Origin of the sequence: Paraburkholderia tropica (assembly GCF_900109265.1) — a bacterium.
GTDB classification, from domain to species: Bacteria; Pseudomonadota; Gammaproteobacteria; order Burkholderiales; family Burkholderiaceae; genus Paraburkholderia; species Paraburkholderia tropica.
The window spans coordinates 298,770-317,663 of record NZ_FNZM01000001.1; the positions used below are offsets into that span (position 1 = coordinate 298,770).

Below are 18,894 nucleotides of genomic sequence, written 5' to 3' on the forward strand. Positions count from 1 at the left end.
CGTATGCGATGGGAAGTGTCAGCGTAAGCGATCTGTGGCACCATTGTTAGTCCCACGCAACTGACAAATGATGGAGCCACGCAATTGGACTACGCGCTGATGATGGCGGCCTACGAGCGCAAGGCGCGCACCAGCGTGCAGCGCCGGCTCACGCAGCAGGATCTGCTCTACGAGAGCCTGCGCCGCGCGATTCTCGACGGCGATATCGTGCGCGGCACGCGTCTCGCGTCGAGCCGCGCGCTGGCCGAGGAGATGAGCATCGCGCGCAATTCGGTGCTCTACGCGTACGAGCGCTTGCTGGAGGAGGGTTTCATCACGGCGACGCGGCACGGCTCCGTGGTGAACGACGTGAAGTCGGTGGCCGCGCACACATCGGGGCGCGCGGCAGTCGCGGCGGAATTGGCGGAATCGGCGGAGAATGCGCCTCGCACGCTCTCGCGCCGCGTGCGGCAATTGCCGCCACGTCACGCGTATCGCGCGGGCGTGACGGCGCTGCGTCCGGGCGTGCCCGCGCTCGACGCGTTTCCGCTCGCGCAGTGGCGCAGCACGCTCGAACGCGCGCAGCGCGAGTTGAACCCGGAAGATCTCAGCTATGGCGCGAGCGCGGGCATTCCGGCGCTGCGCCAGGCCATCGCGCAATACGTGCGCGTGTCGCGCGGCGTGCGTTGTCAGCCCGATCAGGTGTTCATCACCGAAGGCACGCAGGAAAGCCTCGATCTCTGCGCGCGTTTTTTCGCGGATGCGGGCGAGCGCGTGTGGATCGAGAATCCCGGTTATCTGGGCGCGCGCGTCGCGATGCAGGCGGCCAGTCTCGAACTCGTGCCGATTCCCGTGGACGCGGCGGGCATGGCCGCGCGCGAGGAGCACTGGCGCGAGGCGCCGCCGCGCCTGATCTATCTGACGCCGTCGCATCAATATCCGCTCGGCTGCGTGCTGAGCCTCGAGCGGCGGCTCGCGCTGATCGAGCGCGCGCGGGCGTGCGGCGCGTGGATCATCGAAGACGACTACGACAGCGAGCTGCGCCACGACGGCCCGCCGCTGCCCTCGATCCAGGGCCTCGCCGACGACACGCCCGTGATCTATCTCGGCACCTTCAGCAAGACGCTGTTTCCGGCGCTGCGCATGGGCTTCATGATCGTGCCGCGCCAGGTGGTGGAGCAGGTGGACATGGCGCATCGCACGCTGGTGCGCCAGGGCCGCGTGGCCGACCAGCGCGCGCTCGCCGATTTCATCGAGAGCGGCCGTTACGCGCGCCATCTGCGGCGCATGCGCAAGCTGTATCTCGCGCGCCGCGACGGCCTCGTCGCCGCCATCGACAAGCATCTCGGCGGACTCATGACGGTCTCGGCGGACGCGGGCGGCATGCATCTGAGCGTGCGTCTCGATGCGCCGCTCGACGATGTGGCCGTGAGCGAAGCCGCGCGCGAGCATGGACTCGCGCTGTCGCCGCTGAGCGCGTATCGGCTCGAAGCGCCCGATACCGCGCCCTACAACGGCTTTTTGCTCGGTTACGCGGAAGCCACGCCGGAGGATTCGGATGCGCTGATGGCCACGCTCGCGCGCGTGGTGCGCGCAATGCTGTGAGCCGCGATGCGGGACACGCTCAGAACATCTCCATGATGCGGTGATAGAACATGCCGATTTCGAGCGCGGGACGACGCCACGCGGGGCCAAGCGGAAAACGCGCGTGGCGCAGCTGCGCGAAGAGATCGAATGCGGCGCGCTCGCCCGCGATGGCCTGCGAAACCACGCGTCCGGCGATGCCCGTGAGCGCCACGCCGTGCCCCGAAAAGCCCTGCACGTAGAACCAGTTCGGATCGACCGCGCCGAAGTCGGGCGCGCGGTTGCGCGTGACGTCGACGAAACCGCCCCACGCATACTCCACCTGCACGCCTTCGAGCTGCGGGAACACGCCGGTCATGCGCGCCTTCATCGCTTCGGTGAGCTGCGCGGGCGCGGCGCCGGTCGAATCCGCGCGGCCGCCGAACAGCAGGCGGTCGTCGGCGGAGAGACGGAAGTAGTCGAGGAAGAAGTTGTTGTCGCAAATGGCGGCGCGGCCCGGAATCAGCGCGTCGGCGCGCGCGCGCCCAAGCGGCGCGGTCGCGATGATGTACGAGGCGATCGGCGCGATGCGCGCTTCCACGGGCGCGGGCAGCACGCCGCCCGGCGCGGCGTTGCAGCACGACACCACGAAGCGGCAGCGCACTTCGCCGCGCGCGGTCTTCACCACGGGCCGCGCACCGCGCACGACCGAGGTGACGCGCGAATGCGCGTACAGTTGCGCGCCTTCCTTGCGCGCGGCGTCGGCGAGACCGAGGCAGTATTTGAGCGGATGCAGATGCCCTGAAAGCGGATCGTAGACGCCCGCGAGATAGCGCTGCGAATTCACGCGCGCGCGCGTGGCGTCGGTGTCGAGCCATTCGAGCTTGTCGTAGCCCCAGCGCGCACGCGCCGCGTCCATCCACGAACGCAGGCTCGGCACGCGCTTCGGTTTGGTCGCGACCGTCACGTAGCCCGAGGTGAAATCGCAGTCGATGCCGTAGCGCGCGATGCGCTCCTTCACGAGTTCCACGCCCTGGATCGAGAGCGCCCACGCGGCGCGCATGCCTTGCGGACCGAGTTGCTGTTCGAGCACTTCGTCCTTCGCGAAGCCGACGAGCGTCTGCCCGCCGTTGCGGCCCGACGCGCCCCAGCCGGGACGATGCGCGTCGAGCACCACGACGGAGAGGCCGCGCGTGCGGCATTCGAGCGCGACCGAGAGGCCCGCGAAGCCCGCGCCGATCACGCAGACGTCGGCGTCGAGCGCGCCTTCGAGCACCGGGTCGTCGGCGGCGGGGCGCGTGACGGAGGCTTCGTAGTACGAGTGGCGGGCGAGCACGTCCGCCTGGGCGTCGAGGTCGAGTTTCATCGGTTCAGATCCATCAAAGCAGGTCCTTCATTCGATACCAGGCCATCGCGAGCACGAGGGCCGGGGTCCGCAGGGTGGCGCCGCCAGGAAAGTCGCGGTGACGGATCTTGCCGAACAGATCGAAGCGCGCGGCCTGGCCGTGTATCGCCTCGGCGATCAGCTGACCCGCGAGACCCGTGGTGTTCACGCCGTGCCCGGAAAACCCCTGCGCGAAATATACCGTGGGCGAGACGCGGCCAAAATGCGGCGCGCGATTCATGGTGATGTCGACGTAGCCGCCCCACGCGTAATCGACCTTCACATCGGCGAGTTGCGGGAAGGTCTTGAGCATGTCGCGGCGCATCGCTTCGCCGAGATTCGGCGGCGCGAAGGTCGAATAGCTCACCTTGCCGCCCCACAGCAGCCGCGTGTCGGGCGCGGGGCGGAAGTAGTCGAGCACGAAGCGGCTGTCGCACACGGCGGCCTGCGCGGGCATCAGCGAACGCATGCGCGCCTCGCCGAGCGGTTCCGTGGCGATCACGTAGGTGCCGACCGGCATGATCTTGCGCGCGAGCGCCGGCGCCAGCGCGCCCAGATACGTATTGCAGGCGAGCACGACGAACTTCGCGCGCACCTGGCCTTGTGCGGTCTCGATCACGTGCGCGCCCGCTTCGTCGCGAATGCGCATGACGGCGCTGTCTTCGAAGATCTGCACGCCCGCTTCGCGAGCCGCGCGCGCGAGGCCGAGCGTGTAGTTGAGCGGATGCAGATGGCCGCTGTCCGGATCGTAAAGGCCGCCTGGATAGCGGCCCGATTGCACGAAACGGCCCACGCCGTCGGCGTCGACGTAACGGAAGCGGTCGTAGCCGAAGCGTCGCGCGGCGTCGTCGCGCCAGCGCTTGAGTTCGTCGACGTCGCGCGCCTTGTTCGCGGCGGTGAAATACCCTTCCGTAAGCGCGCAGTCGATGTTGTGCTTCGCCACGCGCGACTTCACGATGTCGAGCGTTTCGAGGCCCATGTCCCACATCTGTTTGACTTCGCCTTCGTTCATGAACTGCGCGAACGTGTCGATGCCGCAGGCGAAGCCGCCGATCAACTGGCCGCCGTTGCGCCCGCTCGCAGCCCATCCGACTTTCGAGGCTTCGAGCAGCGCGACGCGATAGCCGCGTTCCGCGAGATTGAGCGCCGTGGAGACGCCCGTGAGGCCCGCGCCGATCACGCAGACATCGGCGTCGAGCGTGCCTTGCAAGGACGGATGGCGGGTGGCGTCGTTGGCGGTGGCCGCATACCACGACGGCGCATGAGACTGATTGGCGAATTTGAGCATAGGAAATGCGTGCGAAAAAAACGGCGGGCGCAGGCGCGAGGCCCGCTGCCCGCCGCATACGCGTCAGAACGCGTAGATGAACTGCGCGCCCAGCAAGTCGTTGCTCTTGCTGTACGAGCCGTCGTTGCGCAGGAACACCTTCTGCGAGGCCCAGTCGTGGCGATATTCGACCTTCACGGTGATCTGCTGCGTCGGGTAGAACAGCAGGTCGAGCGCGACGTCCTGGCGTACCGCGCCCTTGCACTCGAAGCCGTAGCCGCCGCCCGCCTGCGAGTTCGCGAGGCAGTCCGCGCCGATGCCGAAGCCGTTGTACGGGTCCATGCCATTGCCGTTGAGCGCCACGCCGCCGCCGCCGCCGCCGTTCTTGCTGTCGACGAGCAGGTCGTAACGCGCGGTCACGCCCATGCGGCCCACGACCGGCGCGTTGAACTTGCGGTGCGCGAGCAGCGAGAGGCCGTACCACTGCGCGTTGCCGCCGTTGAACGCGGCGCGCTGCTGCTGGCCGTAATCGACTTCGGCGTTGTACTGGATGTCCGCGAGCGAGTAGGTCGCGTCGACTTCGCCGAAGAAGAAGTAGCCGCCCGAGCTCGACGCCTGGCCGCCCGGACCGTAGACCACCTGACCGTCCGCATTGGTCGCGCTCGACAGCGTCTGGCGGCCAATGTTGAACGAACCGCCGATATCGAGCGCGCTCGACATCGTGTAGTCCGCGCGCGCCGTGAAGGTCGGGATCTTGTTGCTCGTCGTGATCGGGTCGCCCAGCGCGTTCGTGCCCGTCTGCGTGACCGCGCCGTAGGTGCGGTACTGCTCGTTGCCGAGGATGAACTTGAAGGCCCACTGGCTGCCGTCCGGCGTGTAGTTCCAGCCCACGCCCACGTAGCTGCCCGGATCCGAGAAGTCGTACAGCAGGTTGTGCGTGAGGGTCAGCATCTGGTTCGACTGCTGCACCTCGTAGCCGCCGAAGCTCGGCATCAGACCGGCGACGAAGGTCTGCGTGGCCGTGATCGGCACCGTCACCACGGCCGTGTTCAGGATGTTGTTGCCGATGTCGCCGTGTTCGTTCGCGAGCAGCGTGATGCCGTTGCCGCGGTTCGGCATGAGCGTGATTTCGGCGGACGGCGCCATCGGGCCGACACCGAAGGTCTTCTTGATGTCGAGGTAGAGATCGCCGAACGTGCTGTTGAAGTAGTTGTACGAGCTCTCGTGATTCGCGAACAGGAACGACGAAGTGCCCGGCGCGCGGTTGTAGATGTACGACGGGTCGATATAGCCGGTGATCGAGAGGCCCGCGATGGGTCCGGTGCTGGCCGCGTCGCTGAGCGAATCGACCTTCAACTGCTGGCTCGCGATCTGCTGCTTCATCGAGTCGACGTCGTCGTTGGTCAGGTGAGCGGGCGCCTTGCCGTAGTCGGGCGAGCTGATGTCGACCGGCGCGGCTTCCGCCGTGCTGGCCGTGGCGCCTGCCGTGCCCGCTGCCGCGCCGCCCGCGGAAGCCGTGGCTGTTTTCGACGACGCCTTCGCCGTGTTCTTCGAACTGGCGATTTCGCTCTTGAGCGATTTCACCTCTTTTTGCAGGGCATTCAACTGTGCCTGGAGGGCCTTGATCTGATCGCTGGTCGAGTCCGCGAAAGCGAGCCCCGGCAGTGCCCCGGCCACCAGCAGACAGATTAACTTCTTCTTCATCGACAATTCTCCTTATTGGGTCGTTATTGCAAACACTTCGAGGCGTTCTTGCTTTTCTTGCGGCGGGCCGTTGCACGCGGCGCGCGCGAGGCGCGCCGTCTTGTTGTCGAACTCTCAGGTTCCGCGCGAGGTTCTCTACGGGCGGCTTCTACGACTTGCTTCAAAAAACGGTTCAGGCCGCGCGCCGTCCGATCGGTGCGCCGACCGCGCCGGCCGGTGAAGCGGCGCTGGCGGTTTCGGCGGGATCGGGCTGCGTGAAGGCCATCTGCAGATCGCGCAGACGCTTCTTCTCGCGTGCGCTCATCAACTGATTCACCGCGATCACGCCGATCGTCACGGCCGTGATGAAGAGCGTGGCGAGCGCGTTCATTTCCGGATTCAGGCCGAGACGCACGCGCGAGAACACGACGAGCGGCAGCGTGGTCGAGCCGGGACCGGAGAGGAACGCGGAGAGCACGAGGTCGTCGATCGAGAGCGTGAACGAGAGCAGCCAGCCGGAGAGCAGCGCCTGCGAGATCAGCGGCAGCGTGATGACGAAGAACACCTTCAGCGGCGTGGCGCCGAGATCGAGCGCGGCCTCTTCGAGCGACTTGTTCATCTCCTTCACGCGCGACTGCACGATGATCGCGACGTACGACACGCAGAGCATCACGTGGCCGATCCAGATCGTGAGGATGCCGCGCCCGGCGGGCCAGCCGATCATCTGCTGGAGCGCCACGAACAGCAGCAGCAGCGAGATGCCCTGGATCACTTCGGGAATCACGAGCGGCGCGTTGATCATGCCGGTGTAGAGCGTGAAGCCGCGGAAGCGGCCCATGCGCGCGAGCACGAAGCCCGCCCACGTGCCGATCACCACCGAGGCGAACGCCGTCATCAGGCCGATCTTCAGCGAAAGCCAGGCGGCGCTCAGCAACTCGTCGTCCTGCAGCAGCGCCGCGTACCACTTGAGCGAGAAGCCGGACCACACCGTCACGAGCTTCGACTCGTTGAACGAGTACACGACGAGGCTGATGATCGGGATATAGAGGAACAGAAAGCCGACAGTGAGAACGCTGGTCGAGAGCGTGCGATTGGGCTTGATCATTTGCCTTCCTCCAGTTCCTTGACCTGGTAGTACTGGAACACGGCCATCGGCACGAGCAGCAGCAGCACCATCGCGACCGTGACGGCGGATGCCATCGGCCAGTCCATGTTGTTGAAGAACTCGTCCCACATGACGCGGCCGATCATCAGCGTGTCGGCGCCGCCGAGCAGTTCGGGAATCACGTATTCGCCGACCGCCGGAATGAACACGAGCAGGCTGCCCGCGATGATCCCGTTCTTCGAGAGCGGCAACGTGATCCGCGTGAACGCGACCCACGGCTTCGCGCCGAGGTCGTAAGCGGCTTCGAGCAGCGTGAGGTCCATCTTCACGAGGTGCGCGTAGAGCGGCATCACCATGAACGGCAGATACGAATAGACCATGCCGATATAGACGCCCGCGTCGCTGTGATAGAGCCGCAGCGGCGAGTGAATCAGGCCGATGGCGATCAGCGCGTGATTGAGCAGGCCGTCGTCCTTGAGAATGCCGATCCACGCGTAGACGCGAATCAGGAACGAGGTCCAGAAAGGCAGCATCACGGCCATCATCAGCACGTTGCGCGTGGCCGGATTCGAGCGGGCGATGTAGTAGGCGATCGGATAGCCGATCAACAGGCAGAAGATCGTCGAGACCGCCGCCATCTTCAGCGAACTGATGTAGGTGGCGATATACAGGCTGTCCTGCAGCAGGAACGCATAGTGCGAAAGCTGCAAGGCCAGATGCACCATGCCGTCTTTCATCTCGACGAGGTTCGAGTAGGGCGGAATGCCCATGACCTGGTCGGCGAAGCTGATCTTGAGCACCAGCACGAAGGGCAGCGCGAAGAACAGCGCGAGCCACAGGAACGGCACGCCGATCACCGTGGTGCGGCCCGAGGGCACGAAGCGCGAGAACACGCGCGCGAGCATGCCGCGCGGCGCGTTGCTGCGCGACGGCACGGAGGGCGTGGAGGGCAGGGACGTACTCATGTCGGCATCTCCGTTATTGCGTGAGCACGACGCCGCTGGCGGGCGACCACGACACATACACGTCGTCGTTCCAGGCCGGCGCGCCTTCGTTCATCAGATGCGAGCTGGACAGGTTCGACACCACCACCTTGCCGCCCGGCAGGCGCACGTGATAGAGCGAATAGCTGCCCATGTAGGCCACGTCCGTCACGACGCCGCGCGCCCAGTTCGTCTGCGTGCCCGGCTTCTCGCGCGTCACGCGCACGCGCTCGGGGCGCACCGAAATGCCGACCGGCATGCCGAGCGGGCCGGTCACGCCGTGGCTCACGTACATGCGCGTTTCGAGGTCTTCGCTTTCGACGTAGATGTGATCGGGCTCGTCTTCGACCACCTTGCCTTCGAACAGATTGGTCGAGCCGATGAACTCGGCCGAGAAGCGGCTGTTGGGGAATTCGTAGACTTCGTTGGGCGAGCCGATCTGCACGATGCGGCCTTCGCTCATGACCGCGAGACGATTGGCCATCGTCATCGCTTCTTCCTGATCGTGCGTGACCATCACGCAGGTGACGTCGACCTTCTCGATGATGTTCACAAGTTCGAGCTGGGTCTTCTGGCGGATCTTTTTATCGAGCGCCGACATCGGTTCGTCGAGCAGCAGCAGCTTGGGGCGCTTGACGAGCGAACGCGCGAGCGCGACGCGCTGCTGCTGGCCGCCCGAGAGCTGATGCGGCTTGCGCTTCGCGTAGCGGCTCATCTGCACGAGATTGAGCGCGTCGGCCACGCGTTCCCGGATTTCGTTCTTCGGCACCCCTTCCTGCTTGAGGCCGAACGCAACATTCGATTCCACGCTCATATGCGGAAAGAGCGCATACGACTGGAACATCATGTTGACCGGACGGCGATAGGGCGGCAGCGCCGCGAGGTCCTCGCCATCGACGAAGATCTTGCCCGAGGTGGCCGTTTCCAGCCCGGCGAGCATGCGCAGCAGCGTGGACTTGCCGCAGCCCGAACTGCCGAGCAGCGCGAATAGTTCGTTCTTCGCGATGTTCAGGCTGACGTTGTTCACGGCGACGCTGTCGCCGAACTTCTTGACGACGTTTTCGATACGCACGAAAGCGTCGCGGGAGGTGGCCTGCGCGCCCGGTTGCGCGGCTTCGGAGGCGTGGACTTTGGACGTCGAATTCATGATGTAACGGTTTCCTTTCTGATCGCGGCACTGCGCGTCGTCGCGCGGTTTGCCTGTTTGCCTGCTGCCTCGCGGCGGTTCTGCAAATCGCGGGCGCGAGTCGCCCCGCACGGGGCGCACAAGGCGACTCGCGGACGTCAGTACTGCGAACGGAGCTCGGTGGAGGCTGGCGCGTTGCCGGGGAAAGGGGGCGACGCGCACAGCCGGACTTCGAACAGCGGACTTGCCTGGTGGCGGCGAGGGGTCGAGCGATCCCTCTACCGCGCGGTGTCTCCTTCCTTCTCCTGTTATGCGCTTAGTGGCCCGTCTTCAACTGCGACCACAGGCGGTTTTCGAGGCGCAGGATTTCGGCCGGCATCGGCTTCATCAGCGTCATCTTCTTGAGGACTTCGTCGCCCGGATACACGGTCGGGTCCTGCGCCACCGAAGGCGTCACGAACTGGCGCGCGGCCTTGTTGGCGGTCGGATAGAACACTTCGTTGGTGATCGCCGCGTTGACCTTCGGATCCTGGATGTAGTTGATCCACTTGAGCGCGGCTTCGGGGTGCGGTGCATCCTTCGGGATCACCATCACGTCGAACCACAGCAGGCCGCCTTCCTTCGGGTTGCCGAACTTGATGTGATACGAACGCTTGGCTTCCTCGGCGCGGCGATGCGCGATGCCCACGTCGCCCGACCAGGCGAAGGCCACGCAGATGTCGTTGTTCACGAGGTCGTTGATGTAGCCCGACGAATTGAACTGCGTGATGTACGGGCGGACTTTCTTCAGCGTTTCGAAAGCGGCCTGATAGTCGGCCGGATTCGTGCTGTTCGGATTCTTGCCCATGTATTGCAGCGTGGCGGCGAACACGTCGGCGGCCTGGTCGAGGAACGACACGCCGCAGCCCTTGAGCTTCGACAGATTGGCCGGATCGAAAATCAGCGACCAGCTGTCGACGGGCGCGCTCGTGCCGAGCGCCTTCTCGACGGCTTCCTGGTTGTAGCCGATGCCGTCGGTGCCGTAGGCCCAGGGCACGCCGTACTGATTGCCCGGATCGGCGTCCGCGATCATGTGCATGAGCACCGGATCGAGGTTCGAGAGATTGGGGAGCTTCGACTTGTCGAGCTTCTGGTACACGCCGGCCTGAATCTGCTTGGCCATGTAGTTCGACGTGGGCACGACGATGTCGTAACCCGAGCTGCCCGCGAGCAGCTTGGCCTGCAAGGTGTCGTCGCTATCGTAGTTGTCGTACTTGACGTGAATGCCCGTCTGCTTTTCGAAGTTCGGGATCGTGTCTTTCGCGATGTAGTCGGACCAGTTGTAGACGTTCAGTGTGTCGTCCGCGGCGCGAGCCGGCTGGCTCGAAGTTGCCGTGAGACCCGCGCAGACGGCGAGCGCGGCCAGTGCGACGGCATGACGAAGATGTCTGACACTCATGTTGATTTCCCCAGGTGATGAAGGTTGGCGGGCGGCGCCCGCACCCCGTTGTGCGCCGCCGGCCCGGTGGTGACTGCGTTACGAAAATCCCAGTTGCTGCGCGGTGGCGTCGACGGCCTTCTTCGCCTTCGACACGATTTCGTCGATCTCGCCGCGCGTGATGACGAGCGGCGGCGAGAGCAGCATGCGGTCGCCGGTGGCGCGCATGATGAGGTTGCCGTTGAAGCAGAAGTCGCGGCAGATCGTGCCCACGTCGCCGCCGTTCGCGAAGCGCTTGCGCGTCTTCGGGTCTTCGGCGAGTTGCAGACCGGCCACCAGACCCGCGCCCGAAATGTCGCCGACGATCGGATGATTCGCGAAGGTCTCGCGCAACTGCTGCTGGAAGTACGGACCCGTATCGGTCTTCACGCGCTCGACGATCTTCTCGTCGCGCAGCAGCTTCAGGTTCGCGACGGCCACGGCGGCGGCCACCGGATGACCCGAGTACGTGAGGCCGTGATTGAAGTCGCCGTTCTCGATCAGCGCCTTGGCCACGCGGTCGTGAAGGCCCACCGCGCCCATCGGCACATAACCGCTCGTGAGGCCCTTGGCCATCGTGATGAGGTCCGGCTCGAAACCGAAGTGCTGATGCGCGAACCATTCGCCCGTGCGGCCGAAACCGCCGATCACTTCGTCGGCGCACAGCAGGATGTCGTACTTGCGGCAGATGCGCTGGATTTCCGGCCAGTAGGTCGAGGCCGGGAAGATCACGCCGCCCGCGCCCTGGAACGGCTCGCCGATGAAGGCGGCCACGTTCTCCGCGCCCACTTCGAGAATCTTCGCTTCGAGCTGCTGGGCGCGCGCGAGGCCGAATTCCTCGGGCGTCATGTTGCCCTCGGCTTCGCCGTAGAAATACGGTTGATCGATATGAACGATGTTCTCGACCTTCGACGGCATCTGCTCGTGCATATAGCCCATGCCGCCGAGCGTGCCGCCCGCGATGGTCGAACCGTGATACGCGTTGCGGCGCGAGATCACGACCTTCTTCGACGGCTTGCCCTGCGTGAGCCAGTACTGATGCACGATGCGCAGCACGGTGTCGTTGCCTTCCGAGCCGCTGTTGCAATAGAAGAAGTGGTTGAACGGTTCCGGCGAGACTTCGGCGAGCAGCGCCGAGAGTTCGATCACCGGCGGATGCGTGGTCTTGAAGAACGTGTTGTAGAACGGCAGTTGCAGCATCTGCTCGTAGGCGGCGTCCGCGAGTTCCTTGCGGCCATAGCCTACGTTCACGCACCACAGACCGGCCATGCCGTCGATGATCTGGTTGCCGTCCGAGTCCCACAGATACACGCCCTTGGCCTTCACGATCACGCGGCTGCCGGCCTTGTTCAGCGAGCCCATGTCCGAAAACGGATGGATGTGATGCGCGGCGTCCAGCGCGCGATATTCAGCGGTCGTGCGTGCGCCTTGCGCGGCTTGTGCGCGCAGCGTCGTCGGCGCTTCCTGGAGCGCGCTGGCGGGGGCGTCGATTCGATAGCTCATTGCAATGTCTCCTTTCTCGTTACACGTGCAGCAGCAGGTGCTTGCGTTCCCACGAACTGATCACGCGGAAATACGCTTCGTATTCGGTTTCCTTGAGCGCGAGATACGCGCGCACGAACTTCTCGCCGAGGATGCCCATCAGCGGCTCGCTCGCGCCCATCAGCGTGAGGCCTTCTTCCAGATTGCGCGGCAACTGGTAGGGCAGCGAGTAGCCGTCGCTCACGAGCGGCTCGGTGGGCTTGAGGTGCTGCGTCATGCCCAGATAGCCGGCTGCGAGCGTCGCGGCGATGGCGAGGTACGGATTCGTATCGACGCCCGGAATGCGGTTCTCCACGCGGCGCGCGGCCGGCGACGAATACGGCACGCGGAAGCCCACGGTGCGGTTATCGTAGCCCCATGCCACGTTGATCGGCGCGGCCATGAAGCGCGACAGCCGGCGATACGAATTGATGTACGGCGCGAAGATCGGCATCAGCGCCGGCGTGTACTTCTGCAGGCCCGCGATGTACGCATGGAACATGTCGGTGGGCTTGCCGTCCGCGCCCGTGAACAGGTTCTGGCCGCTTTCCGCCGACACGAGGCTCTGGTGAATGTGCATGGCCGAACCCGGCTCGTTCTCCATCGGCTTCGCCATGAAGGTGGCGTACATATGGTGACGCAGCGCGGCTTCGCGCACGGTGCGCTTGAAGAGGAACACGCGGTCCGCGAGGCCCAGCGGTTCGCCGTGCATGAAGTTGATTTCCATCTGCGCCGCGCCGACTTCGTGAATCAGCGTATCGACTTCGAGATCCTGCACGTCGCAGTACTCGTAGATGTCTTCGAACAGCGGATCGAATTCGTTCACGGCTTCGATCGAATACGCCTGGCGGCCCGTTTCCGGACGGCCCGTGCGGCCGATCGGCGGCGTGAGCGGCATGTCCGGATCCTTGTTCATGTCGACGAGATAGAACTCCAGTTCCGGCGCGATGATGGGCTTCCAGCCCTTCGCGTCATAGAGTTCGAGCACGCGGCGCAGCACGCGGCGCGGCGAGATTTCGACGGGCGAGCCGTCGAAATGCACGCAATCGTGAATGACCTGCGCGGTGGGATCGACGGCCCACGGAATGATGCGGATGGTCGAGGCGTCGGGCACGCAGACCATGTCGGGGTCGGTGACGCCGGTGAGCGTGCCGTCTTCCGGATAGTCGCCGGTCACGGTCTGGATCATCACGGCTTGCGGCAGGCGCATGGATTCGCCGGATTCGAACTTGCTGCGCGGAATGATCTTGCCGCGCGCGATACCCGCCATGTCGGGGATGATCGCTTCGATTTCGGTGATGTGATGTTTCTTCAGGAATTCGTCGATGTCGTGCATGTTCGTTCTCTCTGTTCTGTTCAGGGCCGGGCTCAGACGTGCGCGGCGTGGGCGCGTGCGGGCTGATGCGCGGCGCCGCCCGGTATTCGGGCCAGCATGCGTGCGCGGCAAGCCTCGCCGAAGGCGCGGAAGATGGCGGTGGACAAGGCGTTCTGCGCGTGCTGCCACTCGGGGTGCCATTGCACGCCGAGTGCGAAGGCGCGCGCGTTCGCCACACTGATCGCTTCGATGAGACCGTCGGGGGCCGTTGCGTTAGCAACGAGTCCGTGGCCGAGCGTGTCGATACCTTGCCCGTGCAGCGAATTCACGCTGGCCTCGTGCGCGCCGCCTGCGATCTCGCGCAACAGCCCGCCTTCGACGAGGGCGATCGTGTGCGCCGGACCATATTGCGTATCGAGCGGATCGGCCTTGTTCTCGCGATGGTCGTGCAGTCCGTCGACGGCATGCACTTCCTGATGCAGCGTGCCGCCGAACACCACGTTCATCTCCTGGAAGCCGCGGCAGATCGCCAGCACCGGCACGCCCGCCTCGATGGCGGCGCGCAGCAGCGGCAAGGTGGTAGCGTCGCGCGCCGGATCGTGCAGCGTGCCCGCGGCGCTCGCCGGGCCGCCGTAGCGATGCGGCTCGACGTTCGAGTAACTGCCCGTGAAGAGCAGTCCGTCCACGGCATCCAGAATGTCCGCCGCCGCCTGACGCTCGCCGAGCGCGGGCAGCACGAACGCGAGCGCCCCGGCGCCATCCACGGCAGCGGCGATGTACTTCTCGCCGGCCACGTGCGACGCGTGCGGTCCCATCATCGTGCGATCGGCGGTAACGCCAATCAAAGGTTTGGTTCGCATGACTAATGGTTCACTTCTTCTTCCTGATGCGCGTTTGCAAACGTAATGCACAGGCGCAACAGGCGTGACATGACCTTGCAACCGCACGGCATGCACGGCTGCAAACGGGTTCGCGCAGAATTGAGCGACGCTAACGCATCGCGCTGCGCGTGGAGATCATGTAGGCGGTTCGTTTTCTGCCGTTATGCGGCGCGACGGTATTCAGACGTGCGCAGGCACACCGCGCATGCACGACAGACGTCCTCGCATGCACAACACGGCGATAAAAACGAACGGCGCAGGAAGGAGAGGCGCTAGGGCAGCAGCGACGCGACCTCGTCCGTGTGGACGGCGATAAAGGCGCGTGCGGAAACGGCGTTATGGCGCCGGACGGACCGGCGGGAAAGGATTGTGAAGACGGAGAGAAGCAGGCGAGAGGCAAGCCTGCCGCTACAGCCGTCGGCGATGGCGGCGCAGTCACTGCGAAGACACCTCGCATGACTTCGATCCCATCTCACCAGAGGGCCACGGACTCTCACAATTACACTCGACTGGGGTTTGTTGGTCAGTTGTCTGGTTCGCACCGCGCGGTATGCAAAATGCGCTTCGTGAACCGGAACATAGGTGCCGTTCGATGTAATGCGCATTGTTCGCGTGTTGCGGTGCGATGTGATGCGTGAATCATCGTTCGATCGACCTGTGTTTCAGCATATACGAGCCAAAAAGGCCGTCAATTATTTTTTTACGTTTTTTATGTCAGCACTTTCCCCAAGACGCCCGTAAACACAGCGGAGTGCGAAATATGCCGCACTGTCGTTATATTTCGAATTACTTACAGGGGTTTGTACTGACGCAAAAAAAAGCAAACTGATTAGAATATTCAACACGTTTATCGCGCCGCGCTGCTGTGTCCCCTGCGCGTTCCCTGACCCAAACCGGTTTTCGACCGTGACCGAGTCCGCATCCGTTTCCACCGAAGTCGCCACGCGCCTGCGTTATGTGCGCAAACGCTATGGCCTGTCGCAGCGCGAACTCGCCAAGCGTGCGGGCGTGACGAACGGCGCGATTTCGCTTATCGAGCAAAGTCGTGTCAGTCCCTCAGTCGGGTCGCTCAAGAAACTGCTCGAATGCATTCCGATGAGCCTCGCGGAGTTCTTCACCTTCGATCTGAACGAGGGCGCGAGCGTGGTGTCGCGGCGCGACGAGATGCCCAATCTCGGTAACGCGTCCATCGAGTTCTATCTGGCGGGCGCGAACGTGAAGGACCGCAACATGGGCATTCTGCGCGAGGTGTATCAACCGCTCGCGGATACCGGACCTGAAATGCTGGTTCACGCCGGGCACGAGGGCGGCGTCGTGGTCAACGGCCAGATCGAACTGACCGTCGACGGCACGACGTGGCTGCTCGACCCCGGCGACAGTTATTACTTCGAAAGCCGCCTTCCGCACCGATTTCGCAATCCCAGCGCGACCGACGTCTGCGAAGTGGTGTCGGCGAATTCGCCGCCCACGTTCTGATCGCGCGAAACCGATGCGCCCGCTGCCGCACGCGTCACACGATGCGTGGCACGCCGGGCGAATCGTCATTTATTGAGGCATCCTGATGGAAAAGAAAACTCTCGCTTACTGGCAGGACAAGGCCGCGACGCTGTCGATCGAAGGCCGGGCATTTATCGACGGCGCGTATCGCGACGCGTACTCGGGACGCAGCTTCGACTGCGTGAGCCCGATCGACGGCCGCGTGCTCGCGAGCGTGGCCGACTGCGGCGCCGCCGATGTCGACGCGGCGGTGGCGGCCGCGCGCCGCGCTTTCGACGAAGGCGTGTGGGCCGGGCTCAATCCGCGCGCGCGCAAGGCCGTGCTGCAGCGCTGGGCGGCGCTGATGCGCGAGCACCAGGACGAACTCGCGCTGCTCGAAACGCTCGACGCGGGCAAGCCGATCGGCGACACCACCACGGTGGACGTGCCGGGCGCCGCCTATTGCGTGGAGTGGTTCGCCGAAGCCATCGACAAGGTGGGCGGCGAAGTCGTGCCCGCCGATCATCATCTCGTCGGCCTCGTCACGCGCGAGCCGATCGGCGTGGTGGCGGCCGTGGTGCCGTGGAATTTCCCGATCCTGATGGCGTCGTGGAAATTCGGCCCGGCGCTCGCGGCGGGCAACAGCGTGGTGCTCAAGCCTTCGGAAAAATCGCCGCTCACGGCCATTCGCGTGGCGCAGCTCGCGCACGAAGCGGGCATCCCGGCGGGCGTGTTCAACGTGCTGCCCGGCGGCGGCGAACCGGGCAAGCTGCTCGGCCTGCATCGCGACGTGGACTGCATTGCGTTCACCGGTTCCACCAACGTCGGCAAGCAGATCATGCAGTACGCGGGCCAGTCGAATCTCAAGCGCGTGTGGCTCGAACTGGGCGGCAAGTCGCCGAACATCGTGCTGCCCGATTGCCCCGATCTCGACCGCGCGGCCAACGCGGCGGCGGGCGCGATCTTCTACAACATGGGCGAGATGTGTACGGCGGGTTCGCGTCTGCTCGTGCATCGCGACATCAAGGATGTGTTCCTCGCGAAGCTCGTGGAAGCGGCGAAGTCGTACAAGCCTGGCAATCCTCTCGACCCGGACGTGTCGATGGGCGCGATCGTCGACAAGATTCAGCTCGATCGCGTGCTGAGCTATATCGAAGCGGGCCGCAAGGACTCGAAGCTGCTCTACGGCGGCGAGCGCGTGAACGAGTCGAGCGGCGGCTTCTATGTGGAGCCGACCGTGTTCGACACGCATCACGACGCGCGTATCGCGCGTGAGGAAATCTTCGGGCCGGTGTTGTCGGTGATTACGTTCAGTACGATCGACGAAGCCGTGCGTATCGCCAACGACAGCGACTACGGCCTCGCCGCCGCCGTGTGGACTGCGAATCTCACGAACGCGCACGAGATCGCACGACGCCTGCGCGCGGGTACGGTATGGGTGAACTGCTATGACGAAGGCGGCGACATGAACTTCCCGTTCGGCGGCTTCAAGGAGTCGGGCAACGGGCGCGACAAGTCGCTGCATGCGCTGGAGAAGTACACCGAGCTGAAGTCCACGCTCGTGCGGCTGCGTTAAGCGTCTGTGTCTAGCGTGAGCGCGGCGGCGCGCGCCGCCGCGTTCTTCATTCTCGGCTCCACGACAAGGGCATTGCATGACGGCCACGCTCCACGGTGACGGCGCCATTCGCCGCGACTCGCTGCACGGTTCTTCGATCGAAAACACCTATGCGGGCGTGCTGTCGTTCATGCGCCGCAAGTACACGCGCGATCTCGACGGCGTGGACGTGGCGATCAGCGGCGTGCCGCTCGATCTGGCCACGACGTTCCGCTCGGGCGCGCGGCTCGGTCCGGCGGCGGTGCGCGCGGCGAGCGTGCAACTGGCGGAGCTGCATCCGTATCCGTGGGGTTTCGATCCGTTCGAGACGCTGGCCGTGACCGATTACGGCGACTGCTGGTTCGACGCGCACAATCCGCTGACCATCAAACCCGCCATCGTCGAGCATGCGCGCGCGATCCTGCGCTCGAACGCGAAGATGCTCACGTTCGGCGGCGATCACTTCATCACGTATCCGCTGCTGATCGCGCATGCGGAAAAGTACGGCAAGCCGCTGTCGCTGATTCACTTCGACGCGCATTGCGACACCTGGCCCGACGACGCGCCCGACAGCCTCAATCACGGCACGATGTTCTACAAGGCCGTGAAAGAAGGGCTGATCGATCCGCAGACTTCGGTGCAGGTGGGCATTCGCACGTGGAACGACGACTTTCTCGGCATCAACGTGCTCGACGCCGCGTGGGTGCATGAGCACGGTCCGCGCGCGGCGCGCGAACGCATTCTGGAGATCGTGGGCGAGCGGCCCGCGTATCTGACCTTCGATATCGATTGTCTCGATCCGGCTTTCGCGCCGGGCACGGGCACGCCGGTGGCGGGCGGGCTGTCGTCGGCGCAGGCGCTGGCGATTGTGCGCGGCCTGGAGGCGCTGAATCTCGTGGGCGCGGATGTGGTGGAGGTCGCGCCCGCCTACGATCAGAGCGAGATCACGGCGCTCGCCGCTGCGCATCTCGCGTGCGATCTGCTGTGCCTGTGGCGGCAGCGCAAGGTCGCCGGGCGCTGAGGGTGGTGAGAGTCGACCGGGGCGTCTAGCGCTCGACCAATGCGCTCAGATTGCCCCGCACGCGCTGGAGCATGTTGCTGAACTGCTCCGCTTCTTCGGGTGTGAAGCCCGCCAGGGCTTCGTCCTGCACTTCGTCGCCCACGCGGCGCGCGGCGGACAGCACACCTTCCGCTTTGGGCGTGAGGCTCGCGAGCAATTCGCGGCGATCGTCGGGATTGGGCGTGCGCACGACCCAGCCCGCTTCTTCCATGCGTTCCAGCAATCGGCCCGCCGAAATGGGCGCCACTTCCAGCTGCTCCGCCAGACTCGCCTGATTCATCGCGCCATAGTGCGCGAGGTACGCGATCATGCGGCACTGCGCGCGCGTGAGATCGAGCGACGACTTCGCCAGCTCGTCGTAACGTTTGCCGTACAGCCGGCCCACATCGACGATCAAGAAGCCAAAGCGTTTTTCGAGGTCGGTAGTGTCGGTAGTCATGGCGCGATTATACGGGCGCGCCGTGGGCAGCCCCGTGCGCGGCGGCCGGGGCGGGCGAGGCG

16 protein-coding genes are annotated in these 18,894 nt (G+C 64.9%); 4 read left to right on the plus strand and 12 right to left on the minus strand.

All coding sequences use genetic code 11. The features are described from left to right. Positions 1–84 precede the first annotated feature (84 nt). The gene (gene pdxR / locus BMY06_RS01335; RefSeq protein ID WP_074981186.1) at positions 85–1,584 is read left to right on the plus strand and encodes a MocR-like pyridoxine biosynthesis transcription factor PdxR; all 1,500 of its coding nucleotides are present in this window, start codon (positions 85–87) and stop codon (positions 1,582–1,584) included. A gap of 19 nt (positions 1,585–1,603) precedes the next feature. On the opposite strand, the gene BMY06_RS01340 is transcribed toward pdxR, so the two are convergent. From BMY06_RS01340 to BMY06_RS40045, 11 genes are all read right to left on the minus strand, one after another. Then, positions 1,604–2,908 carry an NAD(P)/FAD-dependent oxidoreductase gene (locus tag BMY06_RS01340; RefSeq protein WP_074981188.1) on the minus strand — a complete coding sequence of 435 codons (1,305 nt, stop codon included), beginning with the start codon at positions 2,906–2,908 and terminating at the stop codon, positions 1,604–1,606. A 13-nt stretch (positions 2,909–2,921) separates the two neighbouring features. After that, positions 2,922–4,214 (minus strand): NAD(P)/FAD-dependent oxidoreductase, encoded by a 1,293-nt coding sequence (locus tag BMY06_RS01345; RefSeq protein WP_074981189.1) that lies wholly within the window; start codon positions 4,212–4,214, stop codon positions 2,922–2,924. A gap of 63 nt (positions 4,215–4,277) precedes the next feature. Beyond that, positions 4,278–5,897: a DUF3138 family protein gene (locus BMY06_RS01350; protein ID WP_074981191.1), complete on the minus strand. Its 1,620-nt coding sequence runs from the start codon at positions 5,895–5,897 to the stop codon at positions 4,278–4,280. Positions 5,898–6,069: 172 nt separating this feature from the next. Beyond that, entirely contained in the window at positions 6,070–6,981 is a 912-nt protein-coding gene (locus BMY06_RS01355; RefSeq protein WP_065061615.1) for an ABC transporter permease subunit, read from the minus strand. Next, positions 6,978–7,886, minus strand: coding sequence for an ABC transporter permease subunit (locus tag BMY06_RS01360; RefSeq protein ID WP_231957650.1), 909 nt, complete (start codon positions 7,884–7,886; stop codon positions 6,978–6,980). Before BMY06_RS01360 ends, BMY06_RS01355 begins: the two co-directional genes overlap by 4 nt. A gap of 73 nt (positions 7,887–7,959) precedes the next feature. Then, positions 7,960–9,111, minus strand: coding sequence for an ABC transporter ATP-binding protein (locus tag BMY06_RS01365; protein WP_074981192.1), 1,152 nt, complete (start codon positions 9,109–9,111; stop codon positions 7,960–7,962). 295 nt (positions 9,112–9,406) lie between these two features. Next, positions 9,407–10,528: a polyamine ABC transporter substrate-binding protein gene (locus tag BMY06_RS01370; protein WP_074981194.1), complete on the minus strand. Its 1,122-nt coding sequence runs from the start codon at positions 10,526–10,528 to the stop codon at positions 9,407–9,409. 78 nt (positions 10,529–10,606) lie between these two features. Continuing rightward, entirely contained in the window at positions 10,607–12,049 is a 1,443-nt protein-coding gene (locus tag BMY06_RS01375; protein ID WP_074981195.1) for an aspartate aminotransferase family protein, read from the minus strand. Between the two features lie 19 nt (positions 12,050–12,068). Then, positions 12,069–13,403 (minus strand): glutamine synthetase family protein, encoded by a 1,335-nt coding sequence (locus BMY06_RS01380; RefSeq protein WP_065066065.1) that lies wholly within the window; start codon positions 13,401–13,403, stop codon positions 12,069–12,071. 32 nt (positions 13,404–13,435) lie between these two features. After that, positions 13,436–14,242, minus strand: coding sequence for a gamma-glutamyl-gamma-aminobutyrate hydrolase family protein (locus BMY06_RS01385; RefSeq protein WP_074981197.1), 807 nt, complete (start codon positions 14,240–14,242; stop codon positions 13,436–13,438). A 293-nt stretch (positions 14,243–14,535) separates the two neighbouring features. After that, positions 14,536–14,760: a hypothetical protein gene (locus BMY06_RS40045; protein ID WP_231957831.1), complete on the minus strand. Its 225-nt coding sequence runs from the start codon at positions 14,758–14,760 to the stop codon at positions 14,536–14,538. Between the two features lie 409 nt (positions 14,761–15,169). On the opposite strand from BMY06_RS40045, the gene BMY06_RS01395 reads away from it, so the two are divergent. The 3 genes from BMY06_RS01395 to speB all read left to right on the plus strand — a co-directional run bounded on the left by BMY06_RS01395 (position 15,170) and on the right by speB (position 18,354). Further along, the gene (locus BMY06_RS01395; protein ID WP_065066067.1) at positions 15,170–15,739 is read left to right on the plus strand and encodes a cupin domain-containing protein; all 570 of its coding nucleotides are present in this window, start codon (positions 15,170–15,172) and stop codon (positions 15,737–15,739) included. An 85-nt stretch (positions 15,740–15,824) separates the two neighbouring features. Next, positions 15,825–17,315, plus strand: coding sequence for an aldehyde dehydrogenase (locus BMY06_RS01400; protein WP_065066068.1), 1,491 nt, complete (start codon positions 15,825–15,827; stop codon positions 17,313–17,315). Between the two features lie 76 nt (positions 17,316–17,391). Then, complete coding sequence (speB, locus tag BMY06_RS01405; protein ID WP_074981198.1) at positions 17,392–18,354, plus strand: agmatinase; 963 nt, start codon at positions 17,392–17,394, stop codon at positions 18,352–18,354. Positions 18,355–18,379: 25 nt separating this feature from the next. Here speB and BMY06_RS01410 read toward each other — a convergent pair whose 3' ends face one another. Further along, a complete protein-coding gene (locus tag BMY06_RS01410; protein WP_074981386.1) occupies positions 18,380–18,832 on the minus strand; it encodes a MarR family winged helix-turn-helix transcriptional regulator in 453 nt (150 codons plus the stop codon). Positions 18,833–18,894: the final 62 nt, after the last annotated feature.

Bases quoted from the DNA above. Each gene is read 5' to 3' on its own strand.
- BMY06_RS01355 (WP_065061615.1), bottom strand. From the start codon at position 6,981: ATGATCAAGCCCAATCGCACGCTCTCGACCAGCGTTCTCACTGTCGGC.
- BMY06_RS01400 (WP_065066068.1), top strand. From the start codon at position 15,825: ATGGAAAAGAAAACTCTCGCTTACTGGCAGGACAAGGCCGCGACGCTG.
- BMY06_RS01410 (WP_074981386.1), bottom strand. From the start codon at position 18,832: ATGACTACCGACACTACCGACCTCGAAAAACGCTTTGGCTTCTTGATC.
- BMY06_RS01350 (WP_074981191.1), bottom strand. From the start codon at position 5,897: ATGAAGAAGAAGTTAATCTGTCTGCTGGTGGCCGGGGCACTGCCGGGG.
- BMY06_RS01370 (WP_074981194.1), bottom strand. From the start codon at position 10,528: ATGAGTGTCAGACATCTTCGTCATGCCGTCGCACTGGCCGCGCTCGCC.
- BMY06_RS01380 (WP_065066065.1), bottom strand. From the start codon at position 13,403: ATGCACGACATCGACGAATTCCTGAAGAAACATCACATCACCGAAATC.
- BMY06_RS01365 (WP_074981192.1), bottom strand. From the start codon at position 9,111: ATGAATTCGACGTCCAAAGTCCACGCCTCCGAAGCCGCGCAACCGGGC.
- BMY06_RS01385 (WP_074981197.1), bottom strand. From the start codon at position 14,242: ATGCGAACCAAACCTTTGATTGGCGTTACCGCCGATCGCACGATGATG.
- BMY06_RS01340 (WP_074981188.1), bottom strand. From the start codon at position 2,908: ATGAAACTCGACCTCGACGCCCAGGCGGACGTGCTCGCCCGCCACTCG.
- BMY06_RS01375 (WP_074981195.1), bottom strand. From the start codon at position 12,049: ATGAGCTATCGAATCGACGCCCCCGCCAGCGCGCTCCAGGAAGCGCCG.
- speB (WP_074981198.1), top strand. From the start codon at position 17,392: ATGACGGCCACGCTCCACGGTGACGGCGCCATTCGCCGCGACTCGCTG.
- BMY06_RS01360 (WP_231957650.1), bottom strand. From the start codon at position 7,886: ATGCTCGCGCGCGTGTTCTCGCGCTTCGTGCCCTCGGGCCGCACCACG.
- BMY06_RS01345 (WP_074981189.1), bottom strand. From the start codon at position 4,214: ATGCTCAAATTCGCCAATCAGTCTCATGCGCCGTCGTGGTATGCGGCC.